This window comes from Phocicoccus schoeneichii, assembly GCF_014635565.1.
GTDB classification, from domain to species: Bacteria; Bacillota; Bacilli; order Staphylococcales; family Salinicoccaceae; genus Phocicoccus; species Phocicoccus schoeneichii.
Genome location: NZ_BMDB01000001.1, coordinates 751,505 through 767,721, shown reverse-complemented (window position 1 = coordinate 767,721; position 16,217 = coordinate 751,505). Strand labels below are relative to the sequence as shown.

14 protein-coding genes and 1 riboswitch are annotated in these 16,217 nt (G+C 38.5%); of the genes, 8 read left to right on the top strand and 6 right to left on the bottom strand.

From position 1 onward, the window contains the following. Positions 1-16: 16 nt before the first annotated feature. Genes IEU51_RS03935 through IEU51_RS03925 form a run of 3 tightly spaced genes read right to left on the bottom strand, consistent with a single transcriptional unit; the run spans position 17 to position 3,021 of the window. Entirely contained in the window at positions 17-1,342 is a 1,326-nt protein-coding gene (locus IEU51_RS03935) for a CoA-disulfide reductase (RefSeq protein WP_186085482.1), read from the bottom strand. 1 nt (position 1,343) lies between these two features. Beyond that, positions 1,344-2,186 (bottom strand): DegV family protein, encoded by an 843-nt coding sequence (locus tag IEU51_RS03930; protein WP_186085485.1) that lies wholly within the window; start codon positions 2,184-2,186, stop codon positions 1,344-1,346. Positions 2,187-2,196: 10 nt separating this feature from the next. Further along, positions 2,197-3,021 (bottom strand): Cof-type HAD-IIB family hydrolase, encoded by an 825-nt coding sequence (locus IEU51_RS03925; protein WP_186085487.1) that lies wholly within the window; start codon positions 3,019-3,021, stop codon positions 2,197-2,199. 97 nt (positions 3,022-3,118) lie between these two features. On the opposite strand from IEU51_RS03925, the gene IEU51_RS03920 reads away from it, so the two are divergent. Both IEU51_RS03920 and thiT read left to right on the top strand, forming a co-directional pair. Beyond that, positions 3,119-3,427 (top strand): metal-sulfur cluster assembly factor, encoded by a 309-nt coding sequence (locus IEU51_RS03920; protein WP_186085490.1) that lies wholly within the window; start codon positions 3,119-3,121, stop codon positions 3,425-3,427. Between the two features lie 70 nt (positions 3,428-3,497). Further along, positions 3,498-3,595: riboswitch (TPP riboswitch) on the top strand. A 31-nt stretch (positions 3,596-3,626) separates the two neighbouring features. Continuing rightward, positions 3,627-4,184, top strand: a complete 558-nt coding sequence (gene thiT, locus IEU51_RS03915) for an energy-coupled thiamine transporter ThiT (protein ID WP_186085493.1) — start codon at positions 3,627-3,629, stop codon at positions 4,182-4,184. A gap of 105 nt (positions 4,185-4,289) precedes the next feature. Here the strand turns inward: thiT and IEU51_RS03910 are convergent, their stop codons facing one another. Beyond that, entirely contained in the window at positions 4,290-5,111 is an 822-nt protein-coding gene (locus tag IEU51_RS03910; protein WP_186085496.1) for an undecaprenyl-diphosphate phosphatase, read from the bottom strand. A gap of 179 nt (positions 5,112-5,290) precedes the next feature. Here IEU51_RS03910 and clpB point away from each other — a divergent pair, with 179 nt between their 5' ends. Further along, a complete protein-coding gene (gene clpB / locus IEU51_RS03905; protein ID WP_229713826.1) occupies positions 5,291-7,882 on the top strand; it encodes an ATP-dependent chaperone ClpB in 2,592 nt (863 codons plus the stop codon). A gap of 53 nt (positions 7,883-7,935) precedes the next feature. Here the strand turns inward: clpB and glpK are convergent, their stop codons facing one another. Both glpK and IEU51_RS03895 read right to left on the bottom strand, forming a co-directional pair. Beyond that, the gene (gene glpK / locus IEU51_RS03900) at positions 7,936-9,435 is read right to left on the bottom strand and encodes a glycerol kinase GlpK (RefSeq protein WP_186085499.1); all 1,500 of its coding nucleotides are present in this window, start codon (positions 9,433-9,435) and stop codon (positions 7,936-7,938) included. 66 nt (positions 9,436-9,501) lie between these two features. Next, the gene (locus tag IEU51_RS03895; RefSeq protein ID WP_186085502.1) at positions 9,502-9,705 is read right to left on the bottom strand and encodes a YjzD family protein; all 204 of its coding nucleotides are present in this window, start codon (positions 9,703-9,705) and stop codon (positions 9,502-9,504) included. A gap of 265 nt (positions 9,706-9,970) precedes the next feature. Between IEU51_RS03895 and IEU51_RS03890 the strand changes: the two genes are divergently transcribed. From IEU51_RS03890 to IEU51_RS03870, 5 genes are all read left to right on the top strand, one after another. Next, positions 9,971-11,017, top strand: coding sequence for an ABC transporter ATP-binding protein (locus IEU51_RS03890; protein WP_186085505.1), 1,047 nt, complete (start codon positions 9,971-9,973; stop codon positions 11,015-11,017). Continuing rightward, positions 11,017-11,967, top strand: a complete 951-nt coding sequence (locus IEU51_RS03885) for an ABC transporter ATP-binding protein (protein WP_186085507.1) — start codon at positions 11,017-11,019, stop codon at positions 11,965-11,967. The genes IEU51_RS03890 and IEU51_RS03885 overlap by 1 nt, the downstream gene beginning before the upstream one ends. Then, positions 11,960-12,922 carry an oligopeptide ABC transporter permease gene (gene opp4B / locus IEU51_RS03880; RefSeq protein ID WP_186085509.1) on the top strand — a complete coding sequence of 321 codons (963 nt, stop codon included), beginning with the start codon at positions 11,960-11,962 and terminating at the stop codon, positions 12,920-12,922. Before IEU51_RS03885 ends, opp4B begins: the two co-directional genes overlap by 8 nt. Positions 12,923-13,096: 174 nt before the next feature. After that, positions 13,097-14,020 (top strand): ABC transporter permease, encoded by a 924-nt coding sequence (locus tag IEU51_RS03875; protein ID WP_186085677.1) that lies wholly within the window; start codon positions 13,097-13,099, stop codon positions 14,018-14,020. Positions 14,021-14,324: 304 nt separating this feature from the next. Next, positions 14,325-16,142, top strand: coding sequence for an oligopeptide ABC transporter substrate-binding protein (locus IEU51_RS03870; protein WP_186085511.1), 1,818 nt, complete (start codon positions 14,325-14,327; stop codon positions 16,140-16,142). Positions 16,143-16,217: the final 75 nt, after the last annotated feature.

Sequence of the window (16,217 nt, the reverse complement as noted above, 5' to 3'; positions counted from 1 at the left end):
GCTAAAGCTGAGAGTTTTAATATGTCATTTTCTCTATTGCTTTGTAACCAATCATATTGAGCAGGTCTTTCGTTGTACCATATGGTGGTGCGTATCCAATTTCTATATGGATCAGATTTTTGATGTTGCCGTCTGTTCTCATAAATGCCGCGAGTGTGTTGAGTCTCTTATCCACGCCTTTTTTTCCTACAAATACGCCTCGTAATATTTTTCCATCGTCATCGTAATATACACGTGCCTGAATGTTTTCAACGTTTTTCATGTATCCTGCAATATTTCCTTGCGTGTGATCGATGTACTTCGTGTCTTCATCTAAATCTTTCATGGATAAACCTACTTGAGCTATAGTGTAGCCGAAAAACTCTACGATGGAAGTACCTAAAAGTCCGTCGTGTTTAAATTCAGTAGATCCTGAAATGTGTTTTGCAATCACAAATGCGAGTCTATGTGCTGGCCAAGCGAGTGCGACGCTCACTGGTTTTTCAGGGACGTGTGCGTAGTGGGTTAAAATCGCATCACCTAAGGCATACACGTCTTTCACACTTGTTTCACCAAATTCATTAACTGGAATATATCCATGTTCGAGTGACACATTAGACCCCTCTAAAAAACCAGTATTTGGCTTGATACCAACAGCCACAATGATGAGTGGCGCGCTGATTTCTTCACCAGATTTTAGTATTGCTTTATCTCCAACAACTTTTACGATCTCAGAATTTAACTTAAGGTCGACACCTTGTACTTTAAACGACTCATACATAAAACCTTTCATGTCAGTTTCAAGCGGGCTATATACATTATCGTTGTGCTGGATTACTGTCACCTTAAAACCGCGACGAACGAAGTTTTCAGTCACTTCGAGGCCAATAAACCCAGTCCCCACAACAACGACTTCTTTGACATTGTGCGCCTCAATATATGATTCGATTGAATCAAGCTGGTGCAATTGTTGAAGAACAAAAGATTGCGGCACGTTTTTGAGAGAGTCTAATATTACTGACTTACCGCCCGGTGACAGTACAAGTTTGTCATAGCTCACGGATTTTATAACACCCGTGTCTAACACTTTCACGTCTACCGTTTTTTTATCTGTATCTACATGAATGACTTCATGACCCACATGTACATGAATTCCACGCTTCTCCATATCCAGAGGAGTACGTTCAAGAAGTTTAGATCTACTCTCCACTTCTCTTGAAAGATAATAGGGTAGACCGCAGTTCGCAAAACTGATATGTGGTCCCTTTTCAAACACATGAATTTCAGCATTACTATCGATTCGGCGAAGTTGGGAGGCCGTTGTCATGCCACCTGCAACACCACCAACGACGATTACTTTCATATTACTCACCTCGTTTAAAGTAGAACAATGCGACAGTACCGTTACCTGTATGCGATAGAATTGTAGGTCCGATATCAAAAATTCTTACGTCATTTACTTTCGTGTCTTTTAAGATTTGTTTCTTTAAGTCTAGAGCTAAGTCCATTGCATCTGAGTGCGTGATAACTGCTTCAACCTCTGCACCTTCTTCGTTCATGAGTTCGGTCATGCGTTTATAGATGCGCTTCATTCCGCGATATTTTTCAATCGGTACAAGCTTTCCATCTTCTACGTGCAAGAGAGGTTTGATGTTGAGTAAACTTCCGAGGAATGCTTGTCCTTTTGATAATCGGCCACCTTTAGCAAGGTAATCTAAATCATTTACTGTGAATAAGTGGCGGATCGTGTTTTTATCTTGTTCAATATTTTTAAGAACTTCTTCTTTAGAAAGTCCATCATTGATGTACTTTGCAACACGTTCAGCCAGCAGTCCGTAACCGTAGCTCGCAGAAAGCGAGTCGATTACTGTGATATCCGCATCTGGGAATTCTTCTAGGACCAAGTCTCTTGCGATTACTGAGCTCTGGTATGTGCCAGATAAACCGCTTGAGAACCCAAGATAGATGATCTCATTATCTTCTTTTAGAACTTCACGGAATACTTCAGCGAATCGGTCCGGGTTCACTTGTGAAGTCAGTGGACGTACTCCTTTTGAAACAGCCTCAGATACTTCTTTACTCGAGATTTCAAGCTGGTCTAAATACTCTGTCCCATCAACATTTACTTTTAATGCGATTGGATAAGCGTTCATTTTTTCAATGTTTTTAAATGGAATGTCTGTACAACTATCTACAATTAGTTTCATGTATACCCTCCTAGTAGTAATTTAACCCTAAGTTAAAATAGTCATTTAAATATCGGCCGACGCCGTCTTCATTGTTCGTAAATTCAGTAATGTCATTTGTGCGTTCCTTTAATGGGTCTACTGCATTTTTCACTGCAACTCCGTGACTCACGTATTCAATCATTTGGAAATCATTGTCTTCATCGCCAAACGCGATTGTATTTTTCTGGTCCACGCCGAGGTAATCGAGCACGTACTCAATACCCGTCGCTTTAGATATACCCTTTTTGATGATTTCTACAACAGGCTGAGATGGATCCCATTGTCTATGTGCGATTGTTTCTGCATATACGTCTTCCATTGCTTGGCGAATTTTTCGCACTTGTCCATGCTTTGCTTTGATTAAAACAGTCGTCGCTTCTTCGAGCATCGTTTCTCTGATATCTCCTGTTTTTATCATTGGATCTCCCATGAAAAACTCTTGCATCATGACTTCGTCGTGATAGTGAATGTAAAGATCATCTTTGACTTCTGCAACGATGTTTTCAATTCCAAATTTTTCAATGTTTTTTACGATATCGTTTAACACTTCCTGACTAAGCGTTTCGTGTTTTATCTTAAAATCTTGGTCAAGTGGGTGATGGACGAATGCCCCGTTAAAATTCACCACTGGTGTGTTTAGTTTTAAATCTCTATAGTAAGGCATCGTTGCACGATATGGGCGACCTGTTGTGATCATTACTTTATGACCGTATTGTTTTAAAGTGTTGATTACATTTTTTGTATATGTACCGATTGTTTTGTCATCTCTTAATAATGTCCCGTCAAGGTCGAGACAGATGAGATGTTTTTCCATGAACACTCACTCCTTACTTATACATAATAGCATTATTATTTATTAGTTGTCGTTAATTTGGTATATTATATACAGTAGATAAAATAGGAGTGACATTATGGATAAAGCAATGGAAGAAAGCATGATGGGCGCACTAGAAAACGTGATTGACCCTGAGCTTGGAATAGATATCGTAAATCTAGGCCTTGTGTACGGTGTACATTTAGATGAAGATGGTAACGCAGGTGTAGAGATGACACTAACTTCAATGGGATGTCCAATGGGACCTCAAATCGTTAGCTCAGTTGAAGAAGCATTAGGAGAATTACCAGAAGTTAAAGATACAAACGTACAAATCGTTTGGAGTCCGCCATGGGACAAAGATATGATGAGTCGTTATGCAAAAATCGCTTTAGGCGTAAGCTAATCGAGTAAAACCGTTCTTTTTTTAAAGAGCGGTTTTCTTTTTGTCTAAAGTTCGGTACAATGATTATGCTATGAACCATAAGGGGTGCGTAAAGCTGAGAGTGGAAATTTCACAACCCTAGAACCTGATTGAGATAATGCTCGCGAAGGAATATGGTAGAGTCTTGTGGTTCATAAGTAACTGAAAAGGAGTTATTTAGATGACCGCGTCAAGACAACGACTAATAGTAATGATGGAAATTGCGATTTTAGCCGCGCTTTCAATGGGGCTTGATTTTATTGATTCTAGTTTTAGAATTGGACCGTATAGCTTTAGTTTCTCAATGGTACCGATTTTAATTTTAGCAATTCGACGAGGCGTTGGTGCTGGAGTTCTCGGTGGACTCATCTGGGCGTTATTACAGATGGCACTCGGCGATGCAGCTGCATGGTTTTTCCACCCAGTTCAAGTGTTGCTAGACTATCCGTTAGCATTTATGGCACTTGGATTAGCGGGATTTGCAAGTAAAAATCCAACACTTACAAACATCATTATCTTTTCAACACTCGCTGTTTTTGTAAGATACATGGTATTCCATTTCCTATCTGGAATGGTGTTCTTCGGAATGTATGCACCTGAAGGACAGCCAGCTTGGCTATATTCAGCAATCGTCAACGGATCAACAGGAATCATTAACCTAGTCATCTGTGTGATTGTTATGGTATTACTGTACAAAGCAGCGCGAGTAATATTTATACCAAAAGAAGCATCTATATAATAGAAGAAACTTTATTTTAATGCGTGTCTCCTTACGGAGGCACGTTTTTTGGTTTTAAAAGATAAAAACCCTCATGCTGATGTGAGTTCAACATGAGGGTATTTCTTACGCCCAAAAGATTTGGTAAAGAATTGAGAATGTTCCGAGTGCGAAACAGTAGTAACTAAAGTAGTTCAGTTTGCTGTTTTCCATGAGTCCTTTCAGAATCTTGAATCCGAAGTATGTCATGATTAGTGATGCAATGAATGCGAGTAAGTATGGTAACCATAATGTATTCATATCCGGATCGTTGAAAAGATCACTGACGGATAATAATGCTGTACCTACTGAAACTGGAATGTATAGTAAGAACACGAAACGAAGTGCATTTTTTTGTTTTAATCCAACAGCCATTGATGCAACGAGTGTTGATCCGCTTCGGCTGATCCCCGGAATGATCGCGATACATTGTGCAAGTCCTACAATAATAGAATCTTTTACAGTGATTTCACCGTCTCTTTTCTCACCATTTTTATTTTGAATAATCCATAATGCAACACCTGTAATGAGTAACATAACTCCAATGAATCCAACTGTCACGTTATCTCCGACAACGTCTTTAAGTAAGAAACCAGCAAATCCAATTGGAATAGTTGCGATTATTAAATAAATGACATATTTAAAATCTTCTTTTGCTTCTTCATCTCTCTGTCCAGCAAGATATCCGAAAAAGTTTTTTGCAATTTCAATAATATCTTTCCAATAGATATAGAGTATAGCGATGAGTGAAGCGGTATTTAATAACATTTCAAATGAAAGTCCTTTAGCTTCAATACCGAGAAGTTCACGTGCGATGACTAAATGTCCACTGGAAGATACAGGAATAGGCTCTGTAATTCCTTGAAGAAAACCAAGAAAAATGTACTTTAAAATTTCTATAATATCCATAAATGCCTCCTAATGTTTAACATATTAACTATAAACTAATTGACGATAAAAATAAAGTTGAACTAATAGTCAAAAAAGGTCAAAATTATCGTGCGAATGTCTTGCTTTATACTGTATAGCGTGTATAATATAGGTATAGTCAAAATTGGTCAAACGAAATTTAATTCGAGGTGATAGACTTGGATATTAACAAAATGACTTACGCCGTTCAATCCGTGATCGAACGTGCGCAACAACTTTCAGTAGATTTAAAATTACAAACAATAGAACTAGAAGCAGTAATGAAAGCATTATTCACTGTGCCAGATTCTATGGCAAGCGATGTCCTGCAACGTGCAAACATCAATGTGGATGCATTACTTGATTCTTATGATAAAAAACTAAGCATGCACAATACAGTGAGTGGAGAGAATGTACAATACGGACAATATATGTCTCAAGGTTTCTCAAACCTAGTAAGTAAAGCCACTTCCATTATGGAAGACATGAACGATCAATATATATCTCAAGAACACATTCTCTTAGCAGCAATGGAAATAGACGAAAGACTAAAAGAATCTGTAGGAAATAAAACAGAAGTTATTAAAGAAATCATTAAAAAAATAAGAGGGGGAAATCATGTGACAACACAAAACCCAGAAGTACAATATGAAGTGTTACAAAAATATGGTCGTGACTTAGTAGAAGAAGTTCGAAAAGGGAACATGGATCCTGTCATTGGTCGTGACGAAGAAATTCGTAACACAATTCGTATATTAAGTAGAAAACGTAAAAATAACCCTGTGTTAATCGGTGAACCAGGTGTTGGTAAAACAGCAATTGTGGAAGGACTCGCGCAACGTATCGTACGTCGCGACGTTCCAGATTCATTGCTTGATAAAACAATTTTTGAACTCGATTTATCAGCACTTGTTGCTGGTGCGAAATATCGTGGTGAGTTTGAAGAAAGATTAAAAGCAGTATTAAAAGAAATTGAAGAAGCCGATGGGCGTATCTTACTCTTTATCGACGAAGTGCATATGCTTGTTGGTGCAGGTAAAACAGACGGTGCAATGGATGCAGGTAACATGCTAAAACCGATGCTTGCCCGTGGCGAACTGCACATGATTGGTGCGACAACACTTAATGAGTACCGTGAGTTTATCGAAAAAGACTCAGCATTAGAACGTCGTTTCCAAAAAGTTCAGGTGAGTGAGCCAGATGTAGAAGATACCATTTCAATTCTTCGTGGACTTAAAGAGCGTTATGAAGTGCACCATGGTGTACGTATCACAGACAGAGCGCTCGTTGCAGCAGCGGAATTATCTGACCGTTACATCACAGACCGTTTCTTACCGGACAAAGCAATTGACTTAGTTGACCAAGCAAGTGCAACAATTCGCACTGAAATGGGATCAAACCCAACTGAACTCGATCAAATTAACAGACGTGTGATGCAGATGGAAATTGAAGAACAAGCACTCTTAAAAGAAGATGACTCTGTATCGAAGAATAGATTAGAGGAACTTCAAAAAGAGCTTGCGGACTTAAGAGAAGAACAAAAAAAACTACAATCTCGTGTTGACCGTGAGCGTGAACAAATTGAAGGCGTAAGTGCTAAACGTGCAGAGATTGATAAAGCGCGTCAAGAACTAGAAGAGGCCGAAAGCAATTATCAACTAGAACGTGCAGCAGAACTTCAGCACGGTATTATTCCGAAGTTAGAATCTGAGTTAAAAACACTTGAAGAAGCGCTTCAAAAAGACACTGCTGGTGAAGACCGTATTATTCGTGAAGTTGTGACTGAAGAAGAGATCGGTATGATCGTGTCTCAGTGGACAGGAATTCCTGTTACGAAACTTGTTGAGACTGAGAAAGACAAACTCTTGAACTTACCATCTCTACTCCACAATAGAGTAGTAGGGCAAGATGAAGCAGTAGATCTTGTGTCAGATGCTGTTGTTCGTGCGAGAGCAGGTATCAAAGATCCAAATAGACCAATCGGTAGTTTCCTATTCTTAGGTCCGACTGGTGTTGGTAAAACAGAACTTGCTAAAGCGTTAGCCGCTACACTCTTTGATTCAGAAGATAACATGATTCGAATTGACATGAGTGAGTACATGGAAAAACATTCTGTGTCTCGTTTAATAGGTGCACCTCCAGGATATGTTGGATTTGAAGAAGGTGGCCAGCTTACTGAAGCTGTACGTCGTCACCCATATTCAGTCATTCTGTTAGACGAAGTTGAAAAAGCACATACAGATGTGTTTAATATCTTACTTCAAGTGATGGATGACGGTAGATTGACTGACTCTAAAGGACGTACAGTCGACTTCAAAAATACGATTTTAATTATGACTTCAAATATCGGCTCACATTATCTACTTGATACCGTTGTTCAAGGTGGAGAAATTACAGATAAAACACGCGAAGTTGTAATGAACGAAGTACACAATTACTTTAAACCAGAAATCATCAACCGAATGGATGACATCGTGATGTTCAGTCCTTTATCTAAAGAAAATATGACTGGTATTGTTGATAAACTTATCAAAGAATTAAATGATAGATTAAATGATCAACACATGAGTATCAAAGTTACAGATAGAGTTAAAAAATGGATTGCGGATGAAGCGTACGAACCACAATTCGGTGCACGACCATTAAAACGATTCATTCAAAGACAAATTGAAACGCCTCTTGCGCGTAAAATGATTGAAATGGATTTAGAAGAAGGACTTAAAGTAAACGTTGATTTAGTTGACGATGAACTTAAATTCGAAGTCCTATAAAAAGATGCCTGTAGATTGAGTAATTTCTCAAGCTACAGGCATTTTTTTATCTTTTATAATTCGTGATAATGAATGACGGCTTCTATTGCGCGTTGCCATCTGCCGTATTTTCTTGTACGTTTTTCTTCTGACATTTCTGGAGAGAATGTCTCATCGATATGTTTCATTTTGCATAACGCTTCTTTTGACTCAAAGAATCCTGTCGCGAGTCCTGCGAGATATGCTGCACCAAGTGCTGTGGATTCTAAAACTTCTGGACGTTCGACGTCTGTATTTAGTATATCTGACTGGAATTGCATCAAATAATCATTGGCCGTAGCGCCACCATCCACTTTTAGTGTATTAATGGAAAGGTTAGCGTCTTTTTCCATCGCATCTAATACATCTTTTGTTTGATAGGCGAGTGCTTCTAACGTTGCGCGACTAATATGTTTATCGGTTGTCCCGCGAGAGAGCCCGAACATCGCACCACGAACATCTGGTTTCCAGTACGGCGCACCAAGGCCTGTGAACGCTGGCACGACGATGACACCGTCCGTTGTATCGACTTCAGTTGCGAACATTTCACTCTCACTCGCATTATTAAAGAAGTGAAGCCCGTCACGCAACCATTGAACCGCACTGCCTCCAACAAAAATAGAACCTTCTAGAGCGTATTTTACTGGTTCATCTTTAATTTGATAGGCAATTGTTGTGACGAGGCCATTGTTACTGCGCTTCGCTTCTTCTCCAGTATTTAATAGTAAGAAGCAACCAGTACCGTACGTATTTTTTGCTTCTCCAGGATTAAAACACGTTTGCCCAAAGAGTGCCGCCTGTTGGTCACCGGCAACACCTGAAATGGGCACTTTTGATCCGAAGAAATGATCGGGTTCAGTAAACGCATAAATTTCACTTGAACTCTTTACTTTAGGAAGCATTTCTTTAGGGATATCGAGAATTTCAAGTAATTCATCATCCCATTTTTGTTCATATATATTATAGATGAGTGTGCGACTCGCGTTAGTTACGTCTGTCACGTGAGTATCTCCATGAGTAAATTTCCAAATCAGCCAAGTATCTATAGTTCCAAATAATAGGTCACCATTCTTCGCACGCTCATCAGCACCTTCTACGTGATCTAAGATGTAACGAATTTTTGTACCTGAAAAATAAGGATCTAAAACAAGGCCTGTCTTATTTAAAAACGTTTCTGTATGCCCATCTTTTTTTAATTCATCACAAATTTTTGCGGTTTGTCTAGATTGCCAAACGATTGCATTATATATAGGAAGTCCCGTGTGTTTATCCCACACCACAGTTGTCTCTCGTTGGTTTGTAATACCTATGGCAGAAATTTGGCTACTCTCAATATTATTATCGTTTAATACTTGGGCAATCACTGAGAGAACAGAGCTCCAAATTTCATTCGCATTTTGTTCAACGTACCCAGCTTTCGGAAAGTATTGTGTAAATTCCATCTGTGCTGCATGTTCAATTTCACCATGCTTATTTACGAGGACAGCTCTAGTCGATGTTGTTCCCTGATCAATTGACATTACATATTTTTTCATAATCTCACTCCTAAATTAAAAAAGAATAAAAAAAAGACTCTAACTTATTAATTAGAGTCTACCAAATTACTGCTCATCTTCTATAACTTCACGGTAGTTTTTATCTGGTTTTAACATGATGTCCAAGATAAACACAGTCAATGAGATGAGAACAGCTAATAACACACCGATGCCGACATATAGCTGTCCGCCACCGTTTAAGCTGTTTAGGATAAAGTTCACCATTTGCGTGAGCAAGAATGCCCAAAAGAACGTCGCGATGTATCTCACAATGCACACTCCTAAAAAAATTTCATTTCTTATAAATTATTTTACATTAAACTAGACAAATTGTATAGTACATAGGCTATAATAGATGTTAGCGTTTTCAGGTCGTCTTTAGTATATTTACAGAATATATTATTATAGTACTAAAGCGTTTACTATTCTGAAAACAGAAATTTTTTTGAATTATCGTATTGCTTTAAATTTTATCGAGCATTACAATAATTACATTGGACAGTTACATAATCGTTAGAAAGTATAGGTGATAAGTATGTCAGACAAATTATTGCAAGTAAAAGGATTGACTACATCGTTTAAAATCGATGGCGAATATTATCCTGCTGTGGAAGATGTGACGTTTGATATCGGTCACAATGAAGTACTCGCACTTGTAGGAGAATCTGGTTCAGGTAAAAGTGTTACAGCATTTTCATTAATGAAACTACATAAGAAGGCACGTGTTGAAGGCGAAGTTACTTTCGATGGAAAAAATATACTTGAAGCCAAAGAGAGTGAAATGAATAAAGTTCGTGGTGGAGATTTCTCGATGATTTTCCAAGACCCGATGACAGCGTTAAACCCTCTAATGCGAATTAAAGCACAAATTGTTGAAACATTAGATATTCATGAAACTAAAAAGAAAAGTGAACGTGAAGCATATGCGATTGAACTCTTAGATAGAGTAGGAATCCCAAATGCTGAACGTGTTGGTGATTCATATCCACACGAACTTTCAGGCGGTATGAGACAGCGTGTGGTAATTGCGATTGCGATTGCAAACAGTCCAAAGCTTCTCATTGCAGATGAACCAACAACAGCACTAGACGTTACAATTCAAGCGCAAATCCTAGATCTGATTCGTGAGTTAAAAGATGATTTAGGATCTGGGGTATTAATGATTACACACGATCTCGGTGTAGTAGCAGAGATGGCAGATAGAGTAGCCGTAATGTATGCAGGTCAAATTGTTGAACTTGCTCCAGTAAGAGAACTATTTAAAAACCCATTGCATCCATATACAAGAAGTCTATTAAACTCGCTTCCAAGTGAGGACATGCTCGGTGGTAAGTTACACGTTATTCAAGGTGTAGTTCCTGCCTTAAACAAGATGGACAGAGAGGGTTGTCGTTTTGCACCAAGAATTCCTTGGATTAGTGCAGATGAGCATGAACATAACCCACAATTACGTGAAGTATCTGAAGGGCATTTTGTAAGATGTACATGCTATAAAAACTTCTACTTAGAATCATCTGATGAGATTACTAAACAAGTAGAGCAAGAACAATTTGATGAGCTTGAGCAAGGAGGTAATGTGTAGTGAGCGAATATTTATTAGAAGTGAAAGACTTAAAAGTTCACTATCCAATTAAAGGTGGGTTTTTCAATACCACAAAAGATTACGTTCGTGCAGTCGATGGTGTATCAATCAGAATCCCTAAAGGTAAGACATATGGTCTTGTTGGTGAATCTGGTTCAGGTAAAACAACGACTGGGAAAGCTGTTATTGGTCTTAACCATGTAACTGATGGAGAGATTTTTTACAAAGGTGAAAAAATGAACTCGGGTAAAAAAGTAGACGTAAGTTCTGAAATTCAAATGATTTTCCAGGATCCATATTCATCTTTAAACCCGCGTAAACGCGTATTCGATATCGTTGCAGAGCCAATCAAAAACTATCATAGAAAATCAAAAGATGACTTGATTGAAGAAGTACTTGGTTTACTGAATAAAGTAGGTCTTCCACCAGGTTCATTATACAAATATCCACACGAATTCTCGGGTGGTCAGAGACAACGTATTGGAGTTGCGCGTGCAATTGCACTGAATCCTGAACTAATTATCGCTGATGAACCTGTATCAGCGCTAGACGTATCAGTACAAGCACAAGTGTTAAACTTCATGCAAGAAATTCAACAAGAAATGGGCCTTACAATGTTGTTCATTGCCCATGACCTTGGGGTAGTAAGACACATGTGTGAATGGATTGGAATCATGTATCACGGACGACTTGTTGAAGAAGGTCCAGCAGAAGAAATTTTCAACAATCCTCAACATATCTACACGAAGCGCTTAATTGCAGCTATTCCAGATACAAACGTGGATAACATCGAAAGAAACTTACAGAGACGCGAAGAAGTGAGAATTGAATATGAAAATCACTTCCACGAATATTTAGATGAAAACGGCAAGCCGTTCCCATTAGTGAGTATCAGTGAAAACCATAAGGTTGCATTACCGCCAAAAGGAGGAGAACAAGTAAATGCTTAAATTTACAATACGAAGATTATTAGTATCACTTCCACAATTAATCATCTTGAGTTTGCTCATCTTCTTCTTAGCGTCACTCATGCCAGGGGATGCACTAAGTGGAGTAATTGATCCTAACATCCCGGCCGAAGCCATAGAGAGACAACGTGAAATGTTAGGACTAAATAACCCATGGTACATTCAGTACAAAGACTGGGTTATAAATATGTTACAAGGTGACTTTGGAAACTCTTACTTCAAAAAACAACCGGTTCTTGACGTTATCGGAGACCGTTTAATGAATACGGTTTGGTTATCGTTATTCTCAGCTGTACTTATCTACCTTATCGGTTTACCACTAGGTTTAGTATCTGGTAGATACAACGACACATTCTTAGACTCAGTAATTACAGGTTATACTTATCTTGGTTTCGCAACACCAACTTTCATGTTCGGTTTACTTATGTTACTTGTATTTGGTTACAACTTAGGTTGGTTCCCAACTTCAGGTTCAGTAGATGCAAAAGTTACACCAGGCACATTTGAATACGTGATTAGTAAGATGTATCACTTAGTCTTACCAGCCTTCTCAATCGCACTGATTGGTCTCGTTGGTACAGTTCAGTACTTACGTAGTGGAATTATCGAAACGAAACAAAAAGATTATGTTACATTAGCTCGTGCTAAAGGTGTATCAGAAAGTAAAGTATATACGAAGCACATTTTCAGAAACTCAATCATTCCAATTGCAGCATTCTTCGGTTATGAAATTACTGGATTACTTGGTGGGTCTATCTTTATCGAGCAAATCTATGCGTATCCGGGTATGGGTCGATTATTCTTAGAATCAATCTCTACGCGTGATTTCTCAGTAGCGAACGTACTTATCCTAATGTATGGATTCTTAGCAATCGTTGGTGCGTTATTATCTGACATTATTTTAAGTATCGTAGATCCAAGGATCAGAATTAAATAAGGAGGGTGCATAATGACAAAATTTGAAGATGAAAAAAGAAAATTAGATAAACAAGAGCTAAATGAAGATCGTGAACGATTAGACAAAGATATGCACGAAAAAACTCATTCAACTAAAAATGACTCATTCAGCAAAGATCGTACAGATGCAACTCCACATGACATTGACACACATATGCAAGCAAATCCAGGCGCGAGTGGTGAAGGACATGGGGCAATTGATCAGGAGTCATTACCGCGTTCAACACCAGGTTGGAGGATCTTGATTCAAGAAGTTATACATGACAAACTTGCATTGTTCAGTTTCATTATTCTGGTCGTAATCACATCTTATGTGTTTGGACTTACGTTATTCCTGAAGCAATCTGAGATAGTATTTGTAGACTTATTTGCAATTAACGAACCACCTGGAGATACATTCCGTTTAGGTACAGACTACGGTGGACGTGACGTCTTTGGACAATTGATTATTGGTACAAGAAACTCGCTTGCTATCGGATTCTTAGTTACAGGAATTTCAGTAGGGTTCGGTGTCGTTTATGGAGTCGTTGCAGGTTACTTCGGTGGCCACATCGATAACATTATGATGCGTATCGTAGACTTCTTCATGGTATTGCCATTCTTAATGGTTATTATCGTTTACGTTACTATTTCACCAGACTATGACATCCTTAGTTTCTCACTAATCATGGCTGCTTTCCTTTGGGTAGGTACTGCACGTCTGATTCGTTCAGTAGCGATTCAAGAGAAAGAACTGGATTACATCAACGCATCAAGAACACTCGGAAGCTCACATATTAAGATTATCTTTACACAATTATTGCCAAACTTAGTAGGTATTATTATTGTTAACGCAACGCTTAACTTAGCGGGTAACATCGGTATTGAGTCCGGTCTATCATTCATCGGATTCGGTTTCCCTGAAGATACACCATCTCTCGGTACACTCATGAGTTATGCAACTCAAACACAAACATTACGTCATAGACCATGGATTTGGGCACCTGCCGCAATCCTAATCTTAGTTCTTATGTTATGTGTGCGTAACGTAGGGGAAGCTATGAGACGTGCAGGAGACGCTAGACAACGTAATGCATAATACAAAGAAAGAGATCCAATTGGATCTCTTTTTTTATTTTTTCAAACTTTTTATATTTTTAAAATATTTATAAGAAAACGATTACATTTATTGTTTTTTATAGTATAATGAGTTTATAGATATAAGATACATAAAATAATTACACCATTGCTTATATCTGTAAAAGTATTTTGAATATTATCAAAATTAAACTTGATTAATCAGACAATTATGATAATATTCATATTAAGGTAATTGTTACCTGTAATGTATTCGTACATCGTACGAATATGAGTTATCTTTTTTAAATAAAGGAGGAAACAAGATGACTAAAAGTGCCTGGTCACGAATTTTATTCGCGGCAATGCTTTCATTAGTACTTATCTTGGCTGCATGTGGTGGCGGAGATAGTAAAGATGAGGGCGAGAAGAAAGACGATAAGGATACTTCAGACAAGACTGAAGAAAAGTCTACTGAAGGACAATTCTCGTATGAAGATTTCGACCAAACGGTTGCTAATACCGGAGACCCATCTGGTACTGGTACACTAAAAGTTGGTTATACTTCAGACACACCTTTTGAAGGTACATTAAACTGGGCGTTCTATCAAGGTTCACCTGATGCTACTATGATCGGTTACTTTGATGAAGCGGTATTCTCAATGGATGCAGACTTCCAATACACACAAGATGGATTAATTACATACGAAGTGGACGAGGATGCTAAGACAGTTACATTCACACTTGCTCACGATGCAAAGTGGCATGATGGTACACCTGTAACAATTGAAGACTACGTTGCTTCTTATGAAGTAATTGGTCACCCAGACTACGACGGTGTTCGTGGATCTGACGAAGGTTTCACATTAATCGAAGGTTATGAAGAATACCAAGCTGGAGAAGCTGAATCAATCTCTGGTATCGAGGTTAAAGACGACAAAACAGCAGTATTCACATACAAAGAACTTGCACCTTCACTTACAGCTGGTGGATTCTGGGCATATGCATTCCCTAAACACTACTATGAAGGCGTAGAAGTTAAAGACATGGCTGCTTCTGACCAAACGCGTAAAAACCCAATCGGTATTGGACCTTACAAAGTTAAGTCAATTACTTCAGGTGAAGCAATCGTTCTTGAGAAATTCGAAGATTACTGGAGAGGCGAGCCAGGAATGGATGGAATCGACATCAAAGTTATTCCTTCATCTTCTATCGCTGATGCAGTTGAAAAAGGCGACGTTGACGTTGCACTTTCATTCCCAACAGACCAATACCCTGATGTTTCTGAAATGGAAGGCGTTAATTGGTTAGCGAACATCGATGGCGCTTACACTTACATCGGATTCAAACTTGGTGAATGGGATGCAGACAAAAACGAAGTTAACTATAAGCCAGAAGAAATGAAAATGGGTGACAAAGAATTACGTCGTGCTATGTGGCATGCAATGGATAACGATGCTGTAGGTAACAAGTTCTACCACGGTTTACGTTGGAAAGCTACTTCTTTAATCACTCCTTACCATGAAAACTGGCATACAGAGGTTGAAGTACCTGAATACGATCCAGAAAAAGCAAAACAAATTTTAGCTGATGCTGGTTACGAAGATGTTGATGGCGACGGATTTGTTGAAGATCCAGACGGTGAAAAACTTGAAATCAAGTTTGCTTCTATGTCAGGTGGAGACACAGCAGAACCACTTGCTAACTACTACATTCAGTCTTGGAAAGAAATCGGCTTAAACGTTGTTAAGTCTAACGGACGTTTAATCGAGTTCAACACATTCTACGACATGGTTGGTAAAGATGATCCAGAAATCGATATCTATCAGGGTGCTTGGGGTGTAGGCTCTGACGTTGACCCATCTGGTCTATACGGCAGAAAAGCTTCATTCAACTATCCACGTTACGCAACTGAAGAGAACGATGACCTTCTTAAGAAAGGTAACTCAACAGATGCATTTGACATTGAGTATCGTAAAGACATTTACAACCAATGGCAAGAACTTATGGTTGAAGAAATGCCTGTAATTCCAACATTATACCGTGCTTACGTAATCCCAGTTAACGAGAGAGTTAAAAACTGGAGCGAAGAATACGGATTTAACGAAGATACTCTTCTTTACCGCGTAGGTGTAGACGAATAATCTGAGTTAGAAAGAGCTGAGTACATAGTACTCAGCTCTTTTTTATTTGAATTTTCGACATTTTTGTGATAAATT

Bases quoted from the DNA above. Each gene is read 5' to 3' on its own strand.
- IEU51_RS03910 (WP_186085496.1), bottom strand. From the start codon at position 5,111: ATGGATATTATAGAAATTTTAAAGTACATTTTTCTTGGTTTTCTTCAA.
- IEU51_RS03925 (WP_186085487.1), bottom strand. From the start codon at position 3,021: ATGGAAAAACATCTCATCTGTCTCGACCTTGACGGGACATTATTAAGA.
- opp4B (WP_186085509.1), top strand. From the start codon at position 11,960: ATGCTTAAATTTACAATACGAAGATTATTAGTATCACTTCCACAATTA.
- thiT (WP_186085493.1), top strand. From the start codon at position 3,627: ATGACCGCGTCAAGACAACGACTAATAGTAATGATGGAAATTGCGATT.
- glpK (WP_186085499.1), bottom strand. From the start codon at position 9,435: ATGAAAAAATATGTAATGTCAATTGATCAGGGAACAACATCGACTAGA.
- IEU51_RS03920 (WP_186085490.1), top strand. From the start codon at position 3,119: ATGGATAAAGCAATGGAAGAAAGCATGATGGGCGCACTAGAAAACGTG.
- IEU51_RS03930 (WP_186085485.1), bottom strand. From the start codon at position 2,186: ATGAAACTAATTGTAGATAGTTGTACAGACATTCCATTTAAAAACATT.
- IEU51_RS03935 (WP_186085482.1), bottom strand. From the start codon at position 1,342: ATGAAAGTAATCGTCGTTGGTGGTGTTGCAGGTGGCATGACAACGGCC.
- IEU51_RS03875 (WP_186085677.1), top strand. From the start codon at position 13,097: ATGCAAGCAAATCCAGGCGCGAGTGGTGAAGGACATGGGGCAATTGAT.
- IEU51_RS03870 (WP_186085511.1), top strand. From the start codon at position 14,325: ATGACTAAAAGTGCCTGGTCACGAATTTTATTCGCGGCAATGCTTTCA.
- IEU51_RS03890 (WP_186085505.1), top strand. From the start codon at position 9,971: ATGTCAGACAAATTATTGCAAGTAAAAGGATTGACTACATCGTTTAAA.